General features: G+C 60.4%; 20 protein-coding genes. 17 read left to right on the forward strand and 3 right to left on the reverse strand.

The annotated features are described in order from the left end of the window. Positions 1-46: 46 nt before the first annotated feature. The 10 genes from WBP07_RS27355 (at position 47) to WBP07_RS27400 (ending at position 9228) form a co-directional block, all read left to right on the forward strand. Positions 47-559 carry a VOC family protein gene (locus WBP07_RS27355; RefSeq protein WP_133085075.1) on the forward strand — a complete coding sequence of 171 codons (513 nt, stop codon included), beginning with the start codon at positions 47-49 and terminating at the stop codon, positions 557-559. A 4-nt stretch (positions 560-563) separates the two neighbouring features. Next, the gene (locus WBP07_RS27360) at positions 564-1328 is read left to right on the forward strand and encodes a tyrosine-protein phosphatase (protein ID WP_133085076.1); all 765 of its coding nucleotides are present in this window, start codon (positions 564-566) and stop codon (positions 1326-1328) included. A gap of 109 nt (positions 1329-1437) precedes the next feature. After that, on the forward strand, positions 1438-2631 hold the full coding sequence (locus WBP07_RS27365) for a DUF1214 domain-containing protein (RefSeq protein ID WP_133085077.1): 1194 nt from the start codon (positions 1438-1440) through the stop codon (positions 2629-2631). Positions 2632-2643: 12 nt separating this feature from the next. Continuing rightward, positions 2644-3099, forward strand: coding sequence for a nuclear transport factor 2 family protein (locus WBP07_RS27370; protein ID WP_133085078.1), 456 nt, complete (start codon positions 2644-2646; stop codon positions 3097-3099). Between the two features lie 61 nt (positions 3100-3160). Further along, entirely contained in the window at positions 3161-4243 is a 1083-nt protein-coding gene (locus WBP07_RS27375) for a TIGR03857 family LLM class F420-dependent oxidoreductase (protein ID WP_133085079.1), read from the forward strand. A 2-nt stretch (positions 4244-4245) separates the two neighbouring features. Beyond that, entirely contained in the window at positions 4246-5373 is a 1128-nt protein-coding gene (locus WBP07_RS27380) for a phosphotransferase family protein (RefSeq protein WP_133085080.1), read from the forward strand. Between the two features lie 181 nt (positions 5374-5554). Further along, the gene (locus tag WBP07_RS27385; protein ID WP_395398148.1) at positions 5555-6637 is read left to right on the forward strand and encodes a sulfotransferase family protein; all 1083 of its coding nucleotides are present in this window, start codon (positions 5555-5557) and stop codon (positions 6635-6637) included. A gap of 22 nt (positions 6638-6659) precedes the next feature. Then, positions 6660-7436 (forward strand): SDR family NAD(P)-dependent oxidoreductase, encoded by a 777-nt coding sequence (locus tag WBP07_RS27390; RefSeq protein ID WP_133085082.1) that lies wholly within the window; start codon positions 6660-6662, stop codon positions 7434-7436. Next, complete coding sequence (locus WBP07_RS27395; protein WP_133085083.1) at positions 7433-8698, forward strand: hypothetical protein; 1266 nt, start codon at positions 7433-7435, stop codon at positions 8696-8698. Before WBP07_RS27390 ends, WBP07_RS27395 begins: the two co-directional genes overlap by 4 nt. After that, on the forward strand, positions 8698-9228 hold the full coding sequence (locus WBP07_RS27400) for a VOC family protein (protein ID WP_255490519.1): 531 nt from the start codon (positions 8698-8700) through the stop codon (positions 9226-9228). The genes WBP07_RS27395 and WBP07_RS27400 overlap by 1 nt, the downstream gene beginning before the upstream one ends. 74 nt (positions 9229-9302) lie before the next feature. Here the strand turns inward: WBP07_RS27400 and WBP07_RS27405 are convergent, their stop codons facing one another. Continuing rightward, positions 9303-9575 carry a PRC-barrel domain-containing protein gene (locus tag WBP07_RS27405; protein WP_133085085.1) on the reverse strand — a complete coding sequence of 91 codons (273 nt, stop codon included), beginning with the start codon at positions 9573-9575 and terminating at the stop codon, positions 9303-9305. A 146-nt stretch (positions 9576-9721) separates the two neighbouring features. Between WBP07_RS27405 and WBP07_RS27410 the strand changes: the two genes are divergently transcribed. The 3 genes from WBP07_RS27410 (at position 9722) to WBP07_RS27420 (ending at position 12407) form a co-directional block, all read left to right on the forward strand. Further along, the gene (locus WBP07_RS27410; protein WP_133085086.1) at positions 9722-11041 is read left to right on the forward strand and encodes an MFS transporter; all 1320 of its coding nucleotides are present in this window, start codon (positions 9722-9724) and stop codon (positions 11039-11041) included. A gap of 125 nt (positions 11042-11166) precedes the next feature. Then, positions 11167-12015 (forward strand): NAD(P)-dependent oxidoreductase, encoded by an 849-nt coding sequence (locus WBP07_RS27415; RefSeq protein WP_133085087.1) that lies wholly within the window; start codon positions 11167-11169, stop codon positions 12013-12015. Then, on the forward strand, positions 12012-12407 hold the full coding sequence (locus WBP07_RS27420; protein WP_133085088.1) for a carboxymuconolactone decarboxylase family protein: 396 nt from the start codon (positions 12012-12014) through the stop codon (positions 12405-12407). The genes WBP07_RS27415 and WBP07_RS27420 overlap by 4 nt, the downstream gene beginning before the upstream one ends. Before the next feature lie 60 nt (positions 12408-12467). Here WBP07_RS27420 and WBP07_RS27425 read toward each other — a convergent pair whose 3' ends face one another. Further along, the gene (locus WBP07_RS27425; RefSeq protein ID WP_236549389.1) at positions 12468-13700 is read right to left on the reverse strand and encodes an MFS transporter; all 1233 of its coding nucleotides are present in this window, start codon (positions 13698-13700) and stop codon (positions 12468-12470) included. 314 nt (positions 13701-14014) lie between these two features. On the opposite strand from WBP07_RS27425, the gene WBP07_RS27430 reads away from it, so the two are divergent. From WBP07_RS27430 to WBP07_RS27440, 3 genes are all read left to right on the forward strand, one after another. Next, positions 14015-14893, forward strand: coding sequence for an AraC family transcriptional regulator (locus tag WBP07_RS27430; RefSeq protein WP_133085090.1), 879 nt, complete (start codon positions 14015-14017; stop codon positions 14891-14893). 159 nt (positions 14894-15052) lie between these two features. After that, positions 15053-17446, forward strand: a complete 2394-nt coding sequence (locus tag WBP07_RS27435) for a TonB-dependent receptor (protein WP_133085091.1) — start codon at positions 15053-15055, stop codon at positions 17444-17446. An 80-nt stretch (positions 17447-17526) separates the two neighbouring features. Further along, positions 17527-18327: an SDR family NAD(P)-dependent oxidoreductase gene (locus WBP07_RS27440; RefSeq protein ID WP_133085092.1), complete on the forward strand. Its 801-nt coding sequence runs from the start codon at positions 17527-17529 to the stop codon at positions 18325-18327. Positions 18328-18363: 36 nt separating this feature from the next. Here WBP07_RS27440 and WBP07_RS27445 read toward each other — a convergent pair whose 3' ends face one another. Beyond that, entirely contained in the window at positions 18364-18729 is a 366-nt protein-coding gene (locus WBP07_RS27445; protein ID WP_133085093.1) for a hypothetical protein, read from the reverse strand. A 117-nt stretch (positions 18730-18846) separates the two neighbouring features. Between WBP07_RS27445 and WBP07_RS27450 the strand changes: the two genes are divergently transcribed. Then, on the forward strand, positions 18847-20079 hold the full coding sequence (locus WBP07_RS27450) for a cytochrome P450 (RefSeq protein ID WP_133085094.1): 1233 nt from the start codon (positions 18847-18849) through the stop codon (positions 20077-20079). Positions 20080-20184 lie beyond the last annotated feature (105 nt).

Raw genomic sequence — 20184 nt, forward strand, 5'->3', positions numbered from 1 at the left:
GAGGGTATTTCGCCGCCAGTCTGGAGCCTAACATCAGGAGGATTGCATGTTCGCCCGGCCAAACAGCCTGCACAGTCAGGTCGCCTACGTCACCAATGACCTGCCCACTGCCATGGCGAGGCTCAAGCAGGAATACGGTACGCCCGGCTTCTTCGAGATGTGCAACATCCAGCCAGGGGAAGATCCCACAGGCAAGCCGGTGCTCAAGATCGCCATTGCGGTCGTGGGGGGCGTCGAAATCGAACTGATCGAGCCGGTGGGCGACACTGCGCCGCTGTTCAGGGATTTCCTGCCGCAAGGGGATGAGCTTGCTATCCGCTTCCATCATATCGCGACCCGGATCGGCGGGCCAATGGCGAATTGGGAAGCGCATCTGGGCTCGATCGATCAGGAGCGCCACCCGGTGGTGTTCGAAGGCGCGGTCGGAGACATGCTGCGCTATGTCTATACCGACGAGCGCCCAACGCTCGGGCATTTCGTTGAACATGTCTGGATGTCTCCAGAATTGCTTGCACAAATGCGAACGCTGATCCCGAGCTTCCCCCCGGTGGAGGGCTGAGACGATGACCCTCGCGCTATCCCGCCTGAACTTTCGCGATATCGGCGGAACGCCTACCTCAGACGGCCGAAGGGTTCGGCACGGCATTCTTTTCCGGTCCGAGGGGCCGGCCAGTTTCGTGGAAGATCACCGCGAAGAACTGGTGAGGCTTGGTTTTCGCAGCGTTGCGGATCTGCGCTCGGACATTGAACGTCAATCGGCACCACACGATTGGTGCGGACCGGATTGCAGGCTTCTCAATCTCGACATGAATACCGACCTGCGCGCGCAAGGGGAGGATATGTGGGCATCGCTCGGGCAGGAGCCGAGTGCCTCGCGCGCGTCGGAAGTAATGGCGCATAACTATGGCCTGATGCCCCAGGCTTTCCTGCGCCATTTGCCGACAATGGTTGAGGCACTTCTTTCCCGCGAAACACCGATGCTGGTTCATTGTACGGCCGGCAAGGACAGGACCGGGGTCGTCGTGGGACTACTCTTGGAACTTCTGGGCGTTCCGCGAGCGGTGATTGCCGAAGATTACCGCAAGTCCGATGTCTTCGGGGAAAATCTGCGCATGTCGGATCATCTCAAGCGTGACCTTGAAAAGACGTTCGGCTTCGTGCCGCCCGACGAAATGGTCGCGGTGCTGATCGGCGTTCAGGACAGTTTCCTCGCGCGCGCCTTTGACGAGATGGAGAGCCGGTGGGGCGGCGTCGACGGTTATTTTGCCGCTGCCGGAATCGATGAGGAACAGCGCGCGGCGCTGCGCGCGCTGCTTGTCACTGACTAGGCGCGAGGTTCGTGCGGGGATGACGACAATCGCGGCCTTGACGACGATGCCGGAAAGCGGAGCGACCCAAGGTGCAGCATGGATCGGTCGCAGAAAGGTGGAGAGCGATATGAGCGATAACGGCGTATTCGAATGGGAAGACCTTCTCGACCAGCTTCGTCCGCTGGGTCAGCAGATGCGCGATCGCATTCCCGAGCGTCTCCGCAGCGATCCGCATGTCATGCAGGAATCGATGCGGCTCTTGCTCTCCGGAGTGCTCAGGACCGCGAACGATGCGATCATGCACGATCGTAGTCATCCGATCTTCGTCCCCGAACTCAATATCTGCCAGAACATCTTCCAGCCCAACGCAGACACCATTTACAAGGCGGCGCTGATCGAGAAGGGCGGCACTTACCGCATTCGCGGCGATCGCGGCACCACGCGAATGATGATCCTGGCCCAGCTCGGTCCCGACACGCTCCGCACGGGGAAGCATCATCCCGCCCAGGATGCGAATGATTTCGATGACCTGCGGATTGCGCCTGACGGCAGTTTCGACGTTATCCTCTCGCCGCAGCGTCCCGCCGATTATGACGGCGACTGGTGGGAGCTCAAGCCCGAGACGGAAAAGTTGATGGTGAGGATCGTGGCCTGCGACTGGGGTTGTGAGCGCGAGCCTCGCTTCGGCATCGTCCGCCTGGATGCCGAACATGCCGCCAAGGGAAGACCAAGCCTCGCCCAGCTCGCGCACCGGTTCGCGGAGATTCCCATGACGGCGGCGGTATGTGCGATGGCATTTCCCGACAAGGTCCAGAAGCTGCGGGACGAAGGGTTGATCAACACTCTGAAAGTGGCTGATTTCTCGCAGATGACGGGTCTTGCTCGGCAGTCGTACTATGAAGGCGCCTACGAACTCGCCGAGGACGAGGCCCTCATAACCGAAGTGCGGATCCCGAAGGAGGTCGGGTACTGGTCCTTGATCCTGACCAACGAGCTCTACGAAACGACTGACTGGTATCACAATCAGTCCAGCCTCAATGCTGCGCAGGCCGTGGTCGACGTCGACGGCGTCTTTCGGGCTGTTATTTCCGCGCGCGACCCGGGCGTGCACAACTGGCTCGATACCTCGGGCTATTCCAGCGGCGCGGTGCAGGGACGGTGGTTCAACACTGACGAGCGTCCAACCCCCAGCATGAAGAAGGTGAAATTGAACGAGGTCCGCCAGTATTTGCCGGCAGGCACCGTTTTGGTGGCACCGCGCGAACGCGCCGAGGCAATCCGCGAGCGGGCGCTGCGAGCGCATACCCGCATCATCTGGTGAAGGACGGATGCGATGAACGATGCACTTTCGATGCTGCTCGATTACGAGGCGATCCGCAACGTCAAGGCGCGCTACTGCCGCATGCTCGATACCAAGGACTGGGAGGGGTTCATCGACCTTTTTACCAGCGACGCGGTGATGGACGTACAGGAGGATACCGGACACGCGCCGATCACCGGCCATGAGGCGATACTCGACCAGGTGCGGTTTGCAGTGGCGGATGCCCGGTCGGCCCATCAGGTTCATTCCTCTGAGATCGATCTCAAAGGGGATGAGGCGAACGTCGTGACTGCTATGCAGGACCGCGTCGTCTGGGCGCCGGGCAAGAGCCCAATACCCGGCGCGCAATCCATCACCGGATTTGGTCATTACACGGAGCGTTACGTCCGCCAGGCCGGGACATGGAGGATCGCCTCGCTCAAGCTGACACGTCTTTATGTCGAGGTTCATCCCGAGCCTGTCTTTTGACAGGTTGCAATCAAAGTCGCGGCCGCAAATCTGCGGCGCATAACGAACTGAGAGGATTTCAATGACGCTGGCGGTGGAACCGGGAGCACAGGCGCTTTTCGACAGGTTCGGCACGTATATTCTGCCGGGGCGTGTCAACGACCCGCGGCGCGGCATCGAAGAAGCCCGGGAAGCCGAGCGGATCGGCCTGGGGTGCGTGTGGATCTCCGAACGCTATGCGCTCAAGGAACCGGCTGTGCTCTCGGGCGCTGTGGCTGAGGCCACATCGAAGATCCGCATAACGGGAACCATGTATGCGACGATGCGCCATCCGCTGGTGACTGCAAGCGTTGCGGACATGATGCAAGCGATGAGCGGGGAACGCTTCCGCCTCATGTTCGCCCGCGCGGTACCGGCCTATATGAAGATGCTCGGATCCCCGCCCATCACGATGGAGCGGCTTGCCGATCTGATCACGATCTGTCGCCGGCTCTGGGCCGGTGAAAAGGTCGATTACGACGGCATACTCGGCAAGTTTCCGGCCATCAACCTGACCGATCGCCACGGAGGAACGCCCCCGCCGATCATTTTCACGGCGATCGGGCCAAAAAGCCTCGAATTTGCAGGCGAGCACTGCGACGGCGTGCTGCTTCACCCCTTCGTTTCGGCGCAGGGCGTGAAGAACAGCGCCAGAATCGTCCGCGAGGCCGCGGAAAAGGCAGGGCGCGACCCGATGTCAGTGCGCATCTACCATAATATCATTGTCGCTCCCGATCTGCCCAAGGACGAGGAAGAGGCCGTCGTCGGCGGGCGCGCGATCACCTATTTCGAACTCCCCGGTTTTGGCGACCTGATCGTCGACATCAACGGCTGGGACAAGAAGGTGCTCGACGACATCCGCGCCCACCCCAAGATTGCAGGGCTCAACGGAAAGCCCGCCGACCAGGCCTATACGCGTCAGGAACTCGTCGATGTAAGCCGTCTCATACCCCAGCAGTGGCTGGACGAGGGGGCTGCAGTGGGAACGGCAGCGCAGTGCGCCGATCAGCTGATGTCCTTCCTTGATGCAGGCGCCGACGAAATCCTACTGCACGGCTCCTCCCCCAAGGACATGGGTCCTCTCACGAGCGAACTGAAGCGCGCATTGGCTGCAAAGGGACTGTGATCATGGACGTGCTGACCCCCGATCGCATTACCGTCCAGTTGCAGGATTGGCTGGCCGGGCAGAAACCGCAATGGCGCCAGATCCATGTTCGCCCCCTCGACGTGACATTGGGGGCGGGCTTCTCTGCCGACATCTTCTTCGTGGAGGTCGACTATGTCGACGAGGCAGGCCCCCAGGCGCAGACACTTGTGGTGCGCCGCCAGCCGATGGACCTGGAAGTCGTCTTCGGCAGCAGTCTGGCCCTTCAGGGGAAAATGATGGCCGCGCTCGATGCGCGCGGAGATCTCCCCGTTCCGCCATGGATCGGGATGCACCTCGATCCCGAGATTCTCGGCCTGCCTTTCCTCGTGATGGGCAAAGTGGCGGGTGAATGCGCCAAGCAGACGCCGAACTACAATCTTGAAGGCTGGCTGGTCGACATGGCGCCGGAGCAGCGGCGCGCGGCCTTTACCAATGCCATATCGGCGTTTGCCAGCCTGGCGAGTATTGACTGGCGCGACGGGTTCGAATTCCTCGCACAACCCGAAAACGGTGAGCCGGGCCTCGATCAATACGTCGGTGCATTGGAAGCGTGGCACAAGGCCGCAGGACGCGGGCGGGCAATGCCCATTGTCGATACGGCAATGGCTTATGTGCGCGCCAACATGCCGCAAGATGCGGCCGTCAACGTACTGTGGGGCGATCCCACACCGTCCAACGTCATGTTCGCGCCCGATGGCCGCGTCAACGCGCTGATCGACTGGGAACTGGCAGCGTTAGGACCGGCCGAGCTCGACCTCGCATGGTGGCTTTACTTCGACGACCTGTTCGGTCGCCGGTTCGGCATTACCCGGCTTGAAGGGCTGCCCAGCAAGCAAGAAACGATCGCGATCTGGGAGGAGACCACCCGGCAGACGGCGAGAAACCTTGAATACTACGATATCGTCGTCGCACTGCGCATGGCGCTGGTGGCGATCGGCGCGTTCGACCGCCAGGTTGGTATCGGCAATATTCCTGAGACCAACAAGTCGCTGAATGACAACTTCATGACGCTCTACCTCGCGGAACGTCTGGGTTTGCCAATCCCTGAATTGGGTCCGGATTTCGTTGCTTTCATGAAGAACCTGACACCGGTCGAAGACAAGGCCTGAGCGACCGGATTCCATACCGGATCGCGGCACCTGGGAGAAGTACGGCAATGGCGCAGCACCGTGAAAAGCGGCCTGCATGAACGCGGGCTCTTGTGAAGCGGCGGTTTTGGAACCGCAAACCCTGATCGCGCGCGCGCGCGATCTCACGGGCCTTACGGATTTCGGAAATGACCTTTCGTTCATGGCCGGCTTTCAACGTCTGGTCGAGGCGGTGGAGACGATGGATCCGCCGCCGCAACTGCGCCAGACAGTAAGTGAGAAGATTGTCGGCCTGCTGGCGACCCGGCTGCGCTACATCGAGGATGAGAAACGCCACCCGGAGATTACGCAGCAGGATCTCGGCGACCCTCTCATAGTCTGCGGTCTGCCGCGCACAGGGACAACGATCACCTACGATCTGCTCTGTCTCGATCCGTCCGCGAGGGCGCCGCGCGAGTGGGAATGGTATATTCCCTGGCCCGCTCCTGAAGAAGCAAATTTCGAGAGTGATCCGCGCATCGGCCAGGTCCAGGCGATCTACGAGAATTGGCTGAAGCATGCCCCGCAGCTGGCCGACATCCAACGGATGGATTGTACCCAGCCCGGTGAATGCAATCACGGGATGATGCTGCATTTCGCCAGCACCAATTTTCCGGCCGAACTCGGTGTTCCCGATTTTGCGCGCTGGCTGCAGGAAACCGTGCCCGACGGGCAATATCGCACGCATCGGAGAATGCTGCAGCAATTCCAGTGGAAAGGTCCGAAGGGACGGTGGACGCTGAAGTCGCCGCAGCATCTGATGGACCTGCCAGGCCTGCTGCAGGCCTATCCCGGCGCGATGCTGGTCTGGACCCACCGCGATCCGGTTCTCACCTTCTCCTCGCTCTCGAGCATGATTGCAGGTTTCCTTGCTGCTGTGGGCGGCGCGAACGACCTGGCGGCAATCGGGCGATCGGTCGTCGACACCTGGTGTGCGGCGATGGCGCGCGCGACAGAAGCACGGTCGGGCGATCCGGCGTTGGAAGGGCGCATCGTTGACCTTGCTCACCGCGATGTCGTCAGCGATCCAATGGCTGCAATCGAACACATCTACAGCCGGTTCGATCTGCCATTTTCGGTGCAGCACCGCGATCGCATCGCCCGCTTTCTTGCCGAGAATCCTGCAGCGAACCGGTTGGGGAGGCATCGGCACAGTCCGGAGCAGTTCGGGATTGATCCGGCCGAGGTACACGCGCGCCTTGCCGGATACTACACGCGCTACGGCCATCTTTTCGACCATTCATAGGCCTGACCTGGGGAACGAGACCATGGGCATTCTCGACCGTTTCCGCCTTGACGGGCGCACTGCAATCCTGACCGGCGTTGGTCCGGGAGTGGGGGAACATGTTGCGCGGGCTTACGCCGAACTGGGGGCGAATGTGGTGATCTCCGCCCGTTCGGGGGATCGTCTCGAACGGCTGGCAGGAGAGATCAATGCGGCCGGCGGCGGCCGCGCTGCCGCCATTGTCGCGGACGCCGGGAAAAGGAGTGATCTTGAGCGGCTCGTGGCCTGCGCACGCGAAGCCTTCGGTCCGATCCACATCATCTTCAACAATGCTGCAGCCGGGGTCGTATATGCCGCCGATGGCGGGCTTTGGGCGAACACCGACGAAGTGTGGCGCACCGCGTTCGACGTCAACGTCATGGCGACCTGGTGGCTGGCCGAACTGACCGAAGCCGACATGAAGGCACATGGGAAGGGTAGTATCATCTCGGTGCAAAGCTGCGGCGGTTTCACGCCCATCCCGCCGGCTGTCGCCTATGGAGTATCGAAAGCAGCGCTCCACTTTCTGGTGAGGGAACTTGCCAAGTCGCAGGCCCCGCACACGCGCGTGAACTGTCTGTGCGTCGGTTCCATGAGCCCCGATGGGCAGGAAGCGGAAATCCACAAGGGTCTGGGGCTGGCAGAGCGGAACGCCATCAAGCGCTTCGGTGCCGCGGACGAAGCTGTCGGGGCGGCCATCCTGCTTGCTAGCGATGCCTCCAGCTACACTACGGGAAGCACGATCTTCGCTGAAGGCGGTAGGGTGGGAACGATATCATGACGGTCAATCCGCTATGGACGGAAGATCAGGCTTCAGCCGAGCGGCTGGCCCTGCGCCTCATCGAACGGCCTGACGTTCGCGCTGCGCGCGAAAGCGCACGGCAGATTCTGCTTGGCGATCCGCTATCAAAGACGCTCGATGGGCGAATTGGCCTCGATCGTGCGCTGGATCAATGGGTCCTCGGCCTTGCTATGCGGGAAGCTAACGGCGATCCCGCCGATCCCAAGGTCGTGTGGAATATCAGCAATGCGCCTCGGGATTGGTTCGGTCACATATTTCCCGGCGCCGCCGTCGCGATCGATAATCCGGATAATATCAATCGCGAGATTCCGATCGACGGCGATGGCGGGTACGCGGTCCAAATCCGCTTCTCCGCCGATCCGCCCCAATTCAGCATCGTTGCGGAGGTCGAGCCCGAACACCATGCCGGCCTCGGTCGAAATCTCGGTGCGCTCACTCTTCAAGACCTGTTGCCGCTCTGCGATTCAAGTCGGCGCGTGACGGTCACGGTGGGCCCTGGGGACGGCGGGCCGGCCCATCTGAAAACCGAGAGTGGTGCGCGCATTCAGGTCTACACGCGCGACAGCCAATGCGGCTGGGAACAGGTACCCGCCGAAGTCAGGGTCAGTCGTCTCGACCAATTGCATGCATCGATGCCACGCAGCGAGGAGGATATCGCCCGCGCCATCATTGCCGACATGCCAGCCTGGGTGACATTCTGGTCGCGCTTCAAGGACGACTTTCTCGGGTATCCGCAGCCCAATCGGCTAGTCGGACCTCAGGGGCGGGATGGTGACTGGGGTTATCTTGCAGGAGGTCGTTTCGCGCTCGGGGACGGCGAGGGGCTGCTCATCACCATTGATCCAGCAGGAAGCCGTTACACGGGTATCCAGGTTGCCGACCCCTGGACAATATCGCCCGATCCAATGCTGCGCACGGTAAGTCTTGCTAGCTCACAGGTTGCGCCCTCCGCCGACGGCACGATCACTTATGTCCTCGCCGGCGTGGATGCCGGTATCGCCAACTGGATCGACACCGCAGGGCTTGGGGAAGGCTGGGTATTGCTGCGCTGGCAAGGCGTGCCGGAGGGAAGCGATCCTGCGGCATTCATCCGCGACGTGCGCGTCGTCGATCTTGCGACGCTTGGGGATGGTGAAGGACGGCTGCCGCCCTCGGATATCGCGCTGCGGCGCAGGCAATTGGTTGACCGGGCCCGCAGTCACGGGCTGCGGACCGCCGCAGCGAAGTGGAGTAAGGGCTGATGCAACCCAATGGCTCGATTCTCGAACTATGCCAGGTCGTACGCGACATGGACCGTGCGCTCGACCACTGGACGAGGGTCATCAAGGCAGGACCTTTTTTTGTCTTCGACGTGCCGGTGTTACCGGGCCAGATCTATCGAGGCGAGCCAACGCAAGTTGCACTGAAGGTCGCCTTCGGGTTTTCCGGCGGCCTGCTGATCGAACTTCTTCAGCAGACGAACGAGAGACCATCCGTCTTCACCGAGATGCTGGATCGCAGCGGAGAGGGCTACCATCACGTCATGCTGCGGATTCCCTACGAGGAGGGCGTTCAGCGGCTCTCGGCCGAAGGTCATGAAATCGCTTTCAGCGGCACGATGCCTTCGGGTGAGCGCTTTGCATTGTTCGATACCCTGGCCGCCAACGGGGGGTTCATCGAATTGATGGAACTGTCGGGAGCCATGGAAGCATCGCTTCAGAGGATGCATGCAGCCCATCTCGAATGGGACGGCATTAGCCGGCCCATTCGCGCCATCGCCGATCTTGCGTGAACCTGCTGGCAAGAGCCTCGGCCCGTTCGCCTCAAAAAGTCATGGCTCGCGGCGAGACCGACCGGTAAATCCGCCTAGAGCTTCTTGATGTCGTCGGTCGACATGCTCGTTGTGACGCCCTTTTCACCGGCGGTCAGCGTGGCGACAGGGATCGTGATGAACTTGCCGCGGAAGATGATGCGCACAGCGGTCGCGGTACCGTCGCTATCCGTCAGGACCCGCTCAACTTTGCCGATCCGTGTGCCGTTCGCGGAATAGACCGCGTCGTTCCGCTTTACCGCTGCTCCGTCGGCAAGCGCAGGAACGGACAGGCCAAGTGCCATGAGTGCGATGATTATCTTCTTCATGCAATAAGATCCCCTCAATCAAGGTTGGCGGCGTGGTGGCGCAGGTCTTGCCGTCGATCAAGTGAAAAATGATACACTTGAGAGAAAAAGTGTTCTACCTGTCTCATGCGAGGCAAAAAGTCCGCCTAGGGAGAGCTGCCAAACCTATGTCCAGTTTCACGATGCGTGACCGTTGGTTTCTGCTGCTTCTGGGCGGAATCTACATGCTCAATTTCATCGATCGCACCATTATCGCGGTGGTTGGCGAGGCGATCCGCCGCGATCTCAAGCTCACCGATCTCCAGCTTGGAATGCTTGGAGGATTGGCCTTCTCGCTCTTCTACGCAGTCCTTGGAATTCCACTTGCCCGTCTTGCCGAGCGGTATAGCAGAGTGAAGATCATCGCGGCCGTCACTGTCATCTGGTCGCTGATGACGGCTCTTTCCGGCATGGCGGGGAGCTACGTTCAGCTCCTGATCTGCCGCATGGGAGTAGGGGTGGGAGAGGCAGGATTCACGCCGGCCCTCGTTTCCATGATTTCCGACAGGTTTGAGGCCAGCCGCAGGGCGGTCGTGTTCTCGCTCATTGCGCTGGGGGTCCCTATCGGCGGCGCGGTTGCCGCAATTGCGGGAGGGGCGGTCGCCCAGACATTTGGCTGGCGCCTTGCCCTGGTCTGCGTTGGATTGCCCGGGATTCTTCTGGCGGGCATGCTGATAACGACGATCCCTGAGCCCGCTCGGATCGATGCCGGCAAGAGCGCCGATACGCCAAAATTCGGCGCTGTTCTGCGCAGGCTGGGCCGTTCGCCCGCTTTCCTCTTCCTTACCGCCGGGAGCGGATTTGTAGGAATGGTCGGCTTCGGTACCAACCTCTTCCTGATTCCGCTGCTTGTACGGCGATATGAATTGTCCTTGTCGCAAGCCGGGCTCGTCTTTGCATTGTCGTTCAGCCTTGCCACGATGGTGGGACAGGCAAGCGGCGGATATGTCATCGCGAGCCTTCTTCGCCGCGACCTGCGTTGGGGAGGCTGGGCACCGGCGGCGGCCGTTGCTCTAGCCTTTCCACTCTATCTGCTCGCTATCTACCAGGACGACTGGCGCTGGCTCGTGGGCTTCCTGTTTGGTGCGACGGCCCTGCTTTATGCCTTCACGCCCGCAATAATGACAATAACCCAATCCCTCGTCGAACCCAGGATGCGCGCTTCGGCAGCGGCACTTCATTCCTTCGGCCAGACCGTGGCGGGGCTTGGACTGGGGTCAGTGCTCCTGGGCTATCTCAGCGATCACCTTGCCGCCTGGCGCTATGGGGCCGGTTACGCGAGCGATTGCGTGGGCGCCGCGGGAGGTTCGATGACTCGAGCCTGCCTTCAGGCTGCGGCCGGCGGGTTGCAGCTCAGCATGGCGGCAACAGCATTTGTGCTGGTTTTGGCGGTCTTTCTATATTTACGCGCTGCAACAAACCTCCCCGCCGAAGCAAATGCATCGTGAGAAGCTGTAAATTTGTCGCGTTTCGGCCAACGGGCAGCTGTCAGGATGACGTCGACGGCCCAGCTATGCCACGATTTGAAACATGTCGATCAAGTGGCCGAGGCGCCGCGCATGAGAGGTAGAAAATGGGAAAAGCAGGAGTCATCGGGTTGGGTCAGATCGGTGCCGGCGTTGCCATATGCCTGGCACGATCTAAGCAACTCGCGGCAGTCTACGACATCCGGCCGGATGCATCCGATACGCTGGACGGCGTGCCCGCGGTAGAGAGCTCCCCTGCCGCTGTTGCCGAGCAGGCCGACGTGATCGTCATCGCTGTCGTCGATGCAAAGCAGACGATCAGCGTGCTCACCGGCCCCGATGGAGTGCTTGCGCGGGCGCGTCCGGGCATGACCGTCGTTCTCGTGGCGACCGTCTCGATCGAGGACTTGAACGCCATCCGCAGGCTTACGGAGCAAGCCGGAGTGGAGTTGGTGGATTGCGGCGTGACCGGCGGCCCGAAATCGCGCGAACACGGGCTCGTCTGTCTGGTGGGCGGCAGCGATCAAGTGATTGACCGGGTTCGGCCGGTGCTTGACGGCTTTGCCAAGCACGTTGCCCATATGGGCGGTCCAGGTTCCGGCATGGCTGCAAAGATTGCACGAAACGTCATTGTCTTTGGGGGACTTCGCGCAGGATACGAAGCGTCGATATTGTGCCGCAACGCCGGCGTCGACATCCGTCAGCTCAACGAGGTGATCGAGGCCAGTTCCGACAGTGTAGGGGGGCCGCTGATGCTGGCCATTCGCGACGACCCGTCGTCGAGCAAGAGCGAAGCGGCGGTGCGCGAATATACCCGCTCACTGATGGTGAAGGATCTCGACGCCGCGATCGACCTTGCGCAGAGCTACGGGATTTCGCTTCCGCTTATCGAACTGACCCGCCGCACCGACCTGGCGGTTGTCGGCCTTGAAGCAGTATTGGGAGAAAAGGCATGAGTATCGACGAAACACAGTGGCAAAAGGGTCTCGAAACCTTTGATCAGGTCTATGGGCCGGGTTCCTCGGACATGGTGCTGCCATTCCGGAACTCATCGTTCAACCAGGAGATCGTCGGTAATCAGTTCGCCAACCTTTGGGCAAGCGATGTCCTGTCGATGCGCGAGAAGCGTCTGCTCGTGCTCGGTGCAACAGCCATGCTCGGCCGCACTGATCTCGTGGAAATTCAGATGAACGGCGCCTTGATCAACGGGGAGTTCACTGACGAAGAGCTCGATTTCATTCCCCTTTTCACGCTGTTCTATGCCGGCGCAGGCAATACCACGGCGCTCTTTAGGGGGATCGAGGCCGCCAAGGCCCGGCGCCGCGATCGCGTCGAAGCGGCCCAATAGGGAACAGAGATTTCAAGTTTTCGGGAATGGCCCGGCTCGCACGAGCCGGGCCATAATTCTTTAGGCGATTTGTTTCTTCTGCGCGCGGCGAATGGACCGCGATGCCAGCAACAGCACCAGTCCACCGGCAAACGTGAACAGCATAGCCGTCCCGATGCCCCATGCGACTCCCTCGGTCCCGCCCACGAAGTCGCTGACAGCTCCGATCAGATAGGTCCCGGCGCCAACACCGATCAGATTTGCGCCAAGTTGCACAAGCGATACGGCAAGACCGCGCAGGCGCGGGCCGGCTATCGTGACGATCACCGCATAGATCGGGCCGTTGTAGGAGGCGCTCAGGAAGCCGCAGGCCATGAGGAGCGCTTGCATGGGACCAGTTTGTGAAACGACCACCGTGCCGATCCCGGTCAGGGCAGTAAGAATGGGGATCACCGCGCCAAAGAGGGCGGTTCTTGCCGGATCGAAGCCGCCGCGCTGGCGATTTATCTGATCGATTGCCCACCCGGCAAGGAAACCGCCCACCGAGCCGAGGCCGCCGTAAGCAATGGCGATGGTGACGCCCGCGCGCGAGATCGGCATACCATGAACGCGAATGAGGAACGTCGTAAGCCAGGTGCTCATCCCGTAGATGCCGGCCGCAATCAGAATGATGGCGGCTATGCACAAGAACAGTCCCGGCCGCGCGGCGAGTTGAAGGATGCGTGCGGCAAGACCGGGCTGGCCCTCGGCTGGCCGTGCAGGCACCGGATCGTCGTAGGCGCCTCGCTGCGGCTCACGAACGGTCAGGAACAGGATCGGCGCCAAAACAAGGCCGGGCAGTCCAGCTGCGGCAAAAGCCCATCGCCACCCACCGACCTGAACGATGGCCCCTCCAATCAGGAAGGCGAGGGCAAGACCGATGCCCGAACTCAGGTACCATATGCCGATAGCCGTCGCCCGCCGTTCCTCGCCGAAATAGTCGCTAAGGAGTGACATTCCGGTGGGAGAGCCGGCAGCTTCTGCGGTGCCGACCGCGGCCCTGCCGAGTAGGAGCGTCCAGAAACCGGATGCCAGACCGCATAGCGCTGTTGCGCCGCTCCAAAGCGCGAGTGCGATCGCCATCAGGTTGCGCCGGTTCAGGCTGTCCACCGCGATGCCGAAAGGCAGCGCGGCCAATGCGAAGAATATCCCGTATGCAAACCCGGCCAGAATGCCAAGCTGACCGTCGGTGAGTGAGAATTCCTTGCCTACCGGTGCGAGCACCAGACCGATGATCGCGCGGTCGATCCCATGGCAAGTCTGCGATAGTGTCAAGATGCCAAGCACATACCAAGGGTAGCGATCGGCGGATTTGACTGGGTCCGGAGCTCTCATCGCACGGACCCGGTTTTGACCGAAAGGTTATGCATAGGTCTCCCCGTTGTGACGAGAACAGCCTAGTCCCCGGGAAACGTTCCGCCATCCACGGCCAATGCCGTCACTCGGCCAGATCGTGTCGCGCATGGGCCAACGGATAAATTGCCGACAGCACTTTCGGGCATCTTGACGACCTACCCGAAGATAGAGGAACTGGAGGCGGCACAGGTATCTGATGCCCTCATAAAAAAAGAGAAGAGGCAGAGGTAACGATGTTTCGTCCGGAGAGCGATTGGACCGGCCAGGACAGGTTCGGCGTCGATGATTTCTACATCGAAGCGTTGGCATCGGTGAACGATGCCCGCGTCGATATCCGGCACTTCAATTGGGTGCGGCCCTGCAGCGGCGTGTTCAGCCCTGAAAAGCATTACCTCGACTATTCCCTCAATACCCAGCCTCGTCGCAGCATGCTTTCGATGGGGCGTTCGGACGGGTTCGTGGCGAGTGGCGACATGCTCTACATGCCGCCTCACCGTCAGTACGTGGGTGAGCCGGCCCTGCAGGAACGTCATCTCGTTTGCGTCGCGCTCGGCGAGGCCTTCCTCGAAGAACTTTTCGATGGCGAACGCCCCTTCCACGGGCTGGAACCTTGTGCCGATGTTCAAAATATCGCGATGAGGCGCTTTTTCGAGGGGCTGGCGGCAGAGCTTCGTGTACCCGGATTCGCAAGCCAGGCCTTGATCGAATCCATGCTCATGGGACTTGCCGTGGAACTCGTTCGGCATGTGAGTACACAGGAATTCGGCGCCGGCAGCCCACGTAGTACACGGCAAGTGCGCCATATCGTCGACTATGTGATGGATAATCTGGCGGCGCCGCTCGGAGTTGCTGACATCGCTCGTGGTTGCAATATGAGCGTGCGGCACGTGGCGCGCGTGTTCAAGGACGGTACTGGCGTAAGTCTGGGGGAATTCGTTGCGCGCAGCCGGATTGCTCTCGCCAAGGAACTGCTGCGCGGCGACGGCACGCGGATCAAGGAGATCAGCTGGCGCTGCGGCTTCAGCAGCACCTCGGCTTTTTCGGCCGCGTTCCGTGTGGCGACCGGCCAAACGCCCAAGGACTTTCGCTGCCAGCCGCGGCAGGTTCACTGACAGACGCCTGAACATATCGAGCGACGGCCAAAACATGTCGCGCCGCAGTCATTAACTCCGCAACCACTATGGAGGAAAATCCCCCGCGCTTAGGCTCCCCCCCGCGTCAACGTGCCGAAACAGGCACGGAGCAAAACAAAAACGACGTGGGAGGAACGGATGACCAAGGCTGTCATACTGGCGACTATAGCGACAGGCGCGTTGATTGCTGCGTGGGGGCAACCCGCACACGCGCAGCAAACACAATCAAACGAAACTACCGGGATCCAGGACATCATCGTTACGGCTCGCCGGATCGAGGAGAGTCTTCAGACCACGCCGATTGCGGTAACGGCGCTCAGTTCCCAGGCACTGACGACTGCCAAAGTCGAAAACGTCGTGGATCTTCAACGTACGGCGCCCGGCCTGGTGATCGGCCGCGGTTCGGCGGGCGGCGATGGCATCGTGTTCGTGGCCATTCGCGGACAAGGAAACCTTCAACCGATCCTCGCCAACGATCCGGCAGTGGCGACATACGTCGACGGTGTCTACATTCCGCGCCCTTCGACCGGCATGACCGACATCCAGGATGTCGAGCGCCTTGAGGTGCTGCGTGGACCTCAGGGCACGCTCTTCGGGCGGAACACGACCGGCGGGGCTATCAACATCATCACCAAGGATCCAACCGACCAACGCGAAGGCAGATTCAAGGCGGAGTTTGGGAACTACAACAACCTCGGTGTTCAGTCCACGATCAACCTCCCCTTGGCCGAAGGGCTGGCGATCCGCGTCAGCGGCGCGATCAACGATCGCGATGGCTACGGGAACAATCCACTTACAGGTCGGGATTTTGCTGACAACAACAGCAAATTCCTGCGCGGTAAACTCAAGTACATTGGCAATGGCTGGGACGTCACTCTTTCCGGCGACTGGAACCGCCAGCGAAACAGCGGGCAGCAGATTGCTCTTTGGACCTTCAATCCCGCAATTGTCCCTGCTCCCTTTCAGCCGGGTCTCACCGCAGGTCTGCTGACCAAGGACAACTGGTGGGACAATACCGCTACCGGTACCTCGGTGCCGGCAGGTATTGGCAGACTCACGCCGCAGGCGCAGGCTCTCTATGGGGTGCAGCCGTTCAACACTCTGGAAGTATACGGTTTTTCCGGCACCGTTAATGTCGAACTGGGCCAACTCAATCTGAAGTCCATTACTGGCTATCGTCATTCGATGAACTACGGCCTGAGCGATACCGATGGTACCGCGGTTCCCTTGCTCGGGACCTTCGCTGGATCGGGGTCCTATTACCTTTCCCAGGAACTCCAGGTTTCGGGTAACGTAACGGACGGGCTCAGCTTCATCGCCGGTGCCTACGCCGGGAAAGAAAGCGGCTACGAGTTCAGTCGATCCCAGATCTTCGGCGGCCTCATTCGCGATTCCAATGCGGACGTTACCAACAAGACGTTCGGCTTGTTTGCGCAAGCCTACCTGGAGCTGACCTCGAGCCTGCGCGCCGTCGGTGGCTTCCGCTACACGTGGGACACCAGGGACAGTGTTTTGCACAATGCCCAGATATATGGCCTGCCCTATGACGTGCCGGTCGCAGGCACGCCCACCGGCATCAATTGCACGGTCACTCCCACCGAACCGGTCACGGCCACGACCTGTAATCAGGACCAGAATGCCAAGTTCCACTATCCTGCATGGAACCTCGGTCTCGACTGGCAGGCAACGGACGATCTCTTCCTGTATGTCGCGACACGCGGCGCGGCGAAGGCCGGCGGCTGGAACCTGCGGGCAGGCGGGCTACCGGCATTCTCGCCGGAAAAAGTGAAGGATGTCGAAGGAGGTCTGAAGGTGGATCTCTTCGATCGGCATCTGCGCTTCAATACGGCGGTCTTCCATACTTGGAAGAGCGACAACCAGGCGATCGTCAACAGCTTCGTTCCCGGGATTGGCGTTACGCAGTATATCCAGAACAACGGCAAGGTGCGGATCTGGGGTGTCGAGGCCGAAGCAACTGCGGTTCCCTGGAAGGGTATGACCGTCAGCCTCAACGGGTCGCTTCAGGACGGCAAGTACGTCAAGGGCACATTTAACGAAATTCAGGTGGTCCCGGGCAGTGGCTGTACCAACGGATCGGGCGTGACAAACGGCTGTGTTGTCGACCTGAGCGGATTGCCGCTGCTGCAGCTGCCCAAGGAGCAGCTCAACGTCAGCGCGACCCAGAAGGTTCCGCTGGGTGCGGGCAGCTTCGCTGTTACGGGCGCCTATTCCTATATTGGGGCTCAGCATTTCGACGCGGTGAGGGCGGCCGATCAGGCATCCGCTGCGACCAAGGCCGCCTACGACACTGAGAACAGCCTCGGACGCGTGCCGGGATATGGTGTCTTCAACGGCCGGATCGCCTACCAGTTCGACAACCCCGACATCGAAATAGCCGTCTACGGACGGAACATCACCAACAACAAGTATCTGCTGCGAAGATTCCCGGATCTCTATCGAACCCTTGGAATTGTCGCAGCCTATGTCGGGCAACCGGCGACCTATGGGGTGGAATTGACGTTCAACTACTGATCGGCCGCGTCGAGGCGAACTATTGAGTAAGCGAGGGGACAACTTGGTCCCCTCGTACACGTCCGGGAGAATTGTGAGAGATGAAACGGCTAGAAAACAAGGTCGCAATTGTGACTGGCGGCGGCGGCGGCATCGGTACGGGTGTTGCGCGGCGGTTCGTTGAGGAAGGCGCGCTGGTCGTCGTCGCAGATGTTTCCGAAGAGGCCGCGGCGCGCACTGCTGCATCTTTGGGAGAAAGGGCGCTCGCCGTACAGTTCGACGCGGCCGCGCCGAAGTCGGTCAAGGCCATGGTCGACAAGACAGTCGCGCACTTTGGCAAGTTGGACATACTTCACAATAATGCGGCCATGACGGATCCGGTCAAAAGCCCGCAGGATACGACCGCAGTCGATATCCCGATCGAGATATGGCGCGAGATCCTCGACATCAATCTCACTGGCTACCTGCTCGGATGCAAATACGCGATTCCGCACATGGTGGCTGGTGGCGGCGGCTCGATCATCAATACCGCCTCGAATTCAGGCTCGGCAGGAGATCTGGCCCGTATCGCCTACGGTTCATCCAAAGCCGGTATCATTGGGCTGACGCGGTACATCGCGACGCAGCACGGACGCGACAACATTCGCTGCAACAGCGTGGCCCCCGGTGTCGTGCTGACCGAAGCGCTGGAAAAGACGGTGCCGGGTCTCAAGGAGATCATCCAGCGGCATATATTGACGCCCAATTTCGGAACACCTGAAGACATCGCTGCGCTTGTGGCGTTCCTGGCGTCCGACGAGGCTCGCTACATTACCGGTGAGAACATCTCCATTTCTGGCGGCGGCCTTGTCCATCAGCCGCATTATGCGGATCTGCTTGCCTTCATGCAGGCAGCGGACTGATCGATGCCCAAAACCCGCATTCGGACCAGGAAGCTTCTACCGGGCAGTCCGATGGAAGTATCTAATAGCCAACCGGCCGCCGGCAACTTTGTAGGTCTCGAGGCTGGTCAATCTGACCGTGCCGCTATCGGTCTGAAGGTGATTGGCGACATAGGCGGCGCCTTCCGTTCCATTGACTATCACATCAAGAAGTTCGGTGGTGCATTTGCCCCCGTATTCCTTCCACATGGCGGCCATCGCGGTGGGGCCGTCGACTGCGGAGGATCCGACATATTCGATCGTGAAACCTTGGGGCCCGAGCGAGCGAAAAAGCGCATCGAGCTCTTCGCGCTTGCCTTCGTTCCACAACCGGTAGTTGTCCCTGATCGCCTGCTCGAGATCCGGAGTGATTGCGTCGCCCATTTTCGTGGCCTCCATTGGCTGCGGATATTCCGCCCCGCCGCATTCGCATCCGTGCAGCGGGCGACGCACCCATCTTTGGCAAGGGTTGCCACTTTCCGTTGAGCTCTGGAGAATACCATGACTTCACTCGCCAAATCCTCGCTCCCCGCCCATGTTCCGGCCGAATTGGCGTTCACGCTGCCTCTCTTTGCGCGCAAGGTCGTCTATGAAAATCCGCAGGAAGTTCTGATCCCGGCAATGCACGCCGAGCTTCCACCCGTCTCTTACGTCACTAACATTTTTCCGGGGGATCAACCCGGCTGGCTGCTGAAAAACGCCGAAGATGTTCAGGCGATGCTCCGCGATCCGGACAACTTTACCAAAAACGGCATGGGAAAATGGGCTCAGAATATTGGTGAAGACTGGCTCGTGATCCCAACGGAGGCCGATCCGCCGATCCATACCCAGTACCGCAAGGCGCTGAACGGCCATTTCGCGCCGCAGAAGATGTTTGCAATGAAGGAACAGGTCCGTGAACGCGCGCGGTCTCTCATCGGCGCCTTGCGAGAGCGGGGACAATGCGACTTCATTGCCGACTTCTCGGAGAAGTTTCCCATCTACATCGTCCTCGACCTTTTGGGCCTGCCGCAGGGACGAATGACCGAGTTCCTGAAATGGGAAAAGGAACTGCTCCATTCCAACGACTGGGAAGTGCGCGGAAATGCCGTGCGAAAGGTAAAGGCCTACCTGCTCGAGGAAATCGCAGCGAGGCGCGAGCAGCCACGCGACGATTACATCACCAAGGTGCTCGACTTCGAAGTAGACGGGCGGCCCTGGAATGATGACGAGGTCTTGGGGCACTGCTTCAATCTCTACATCGGCGGCCTCGATACGGTCACGTCCCTGCTGGGCAACATCTTCAACTATCTGGCATCGCATCCGGAAAAGCAGAACGAACTCCGAGCCGATCCTTCGCTCATCGTTTTGGCTGTTGAGGAGTTCCTGCGCGCCTTCGCACCTGTCACCGTGTTTCGCATCGCGACCAAGGAGATCGAAATTCACGGCCAAAAGATCATGCCTGGAGACTATGTGGCCTTCAGTTCGCCGGTTGTGGGTCGCGATCCGGTATTTTACGATGAACCGCAGGAAATCCGGTTCGACCGCAAGGCGGCGCACATGTCATTGGGAAGCGGCATCCACAAATGCCTGGGCATGCATCTCGCCCGGCTAGAGTTGCAGATAGCAGTGGAGGAGTTTGTGACGACGCTGCCCGAATTCAGAATCAAGGACGGCTTCAAAGTTCCCTATTACGTCGGCAACATCTTGCACGTGCCCGATCTTCATCTTCAATGGGATAGCGCATCGGCCTGACAGCTGAGCGTCCGGGAAGCCTTGTTGGGCCTCCCGGACGCTCAGGAGTATCAGCCATCCAGCCTAATACTCTGCGCGTGCCGATAGCGAATTTTCCAGCCTAGA

This window comes from Novosphingobium oxfordense (assembly GCF_044029435.1).
Taxonomy (GTDB): Bacteria; Pseudomonadota; Alphaproteobacteria; order Sphingomonadales; family Sphingomonadaceae; genus Novosphingobium.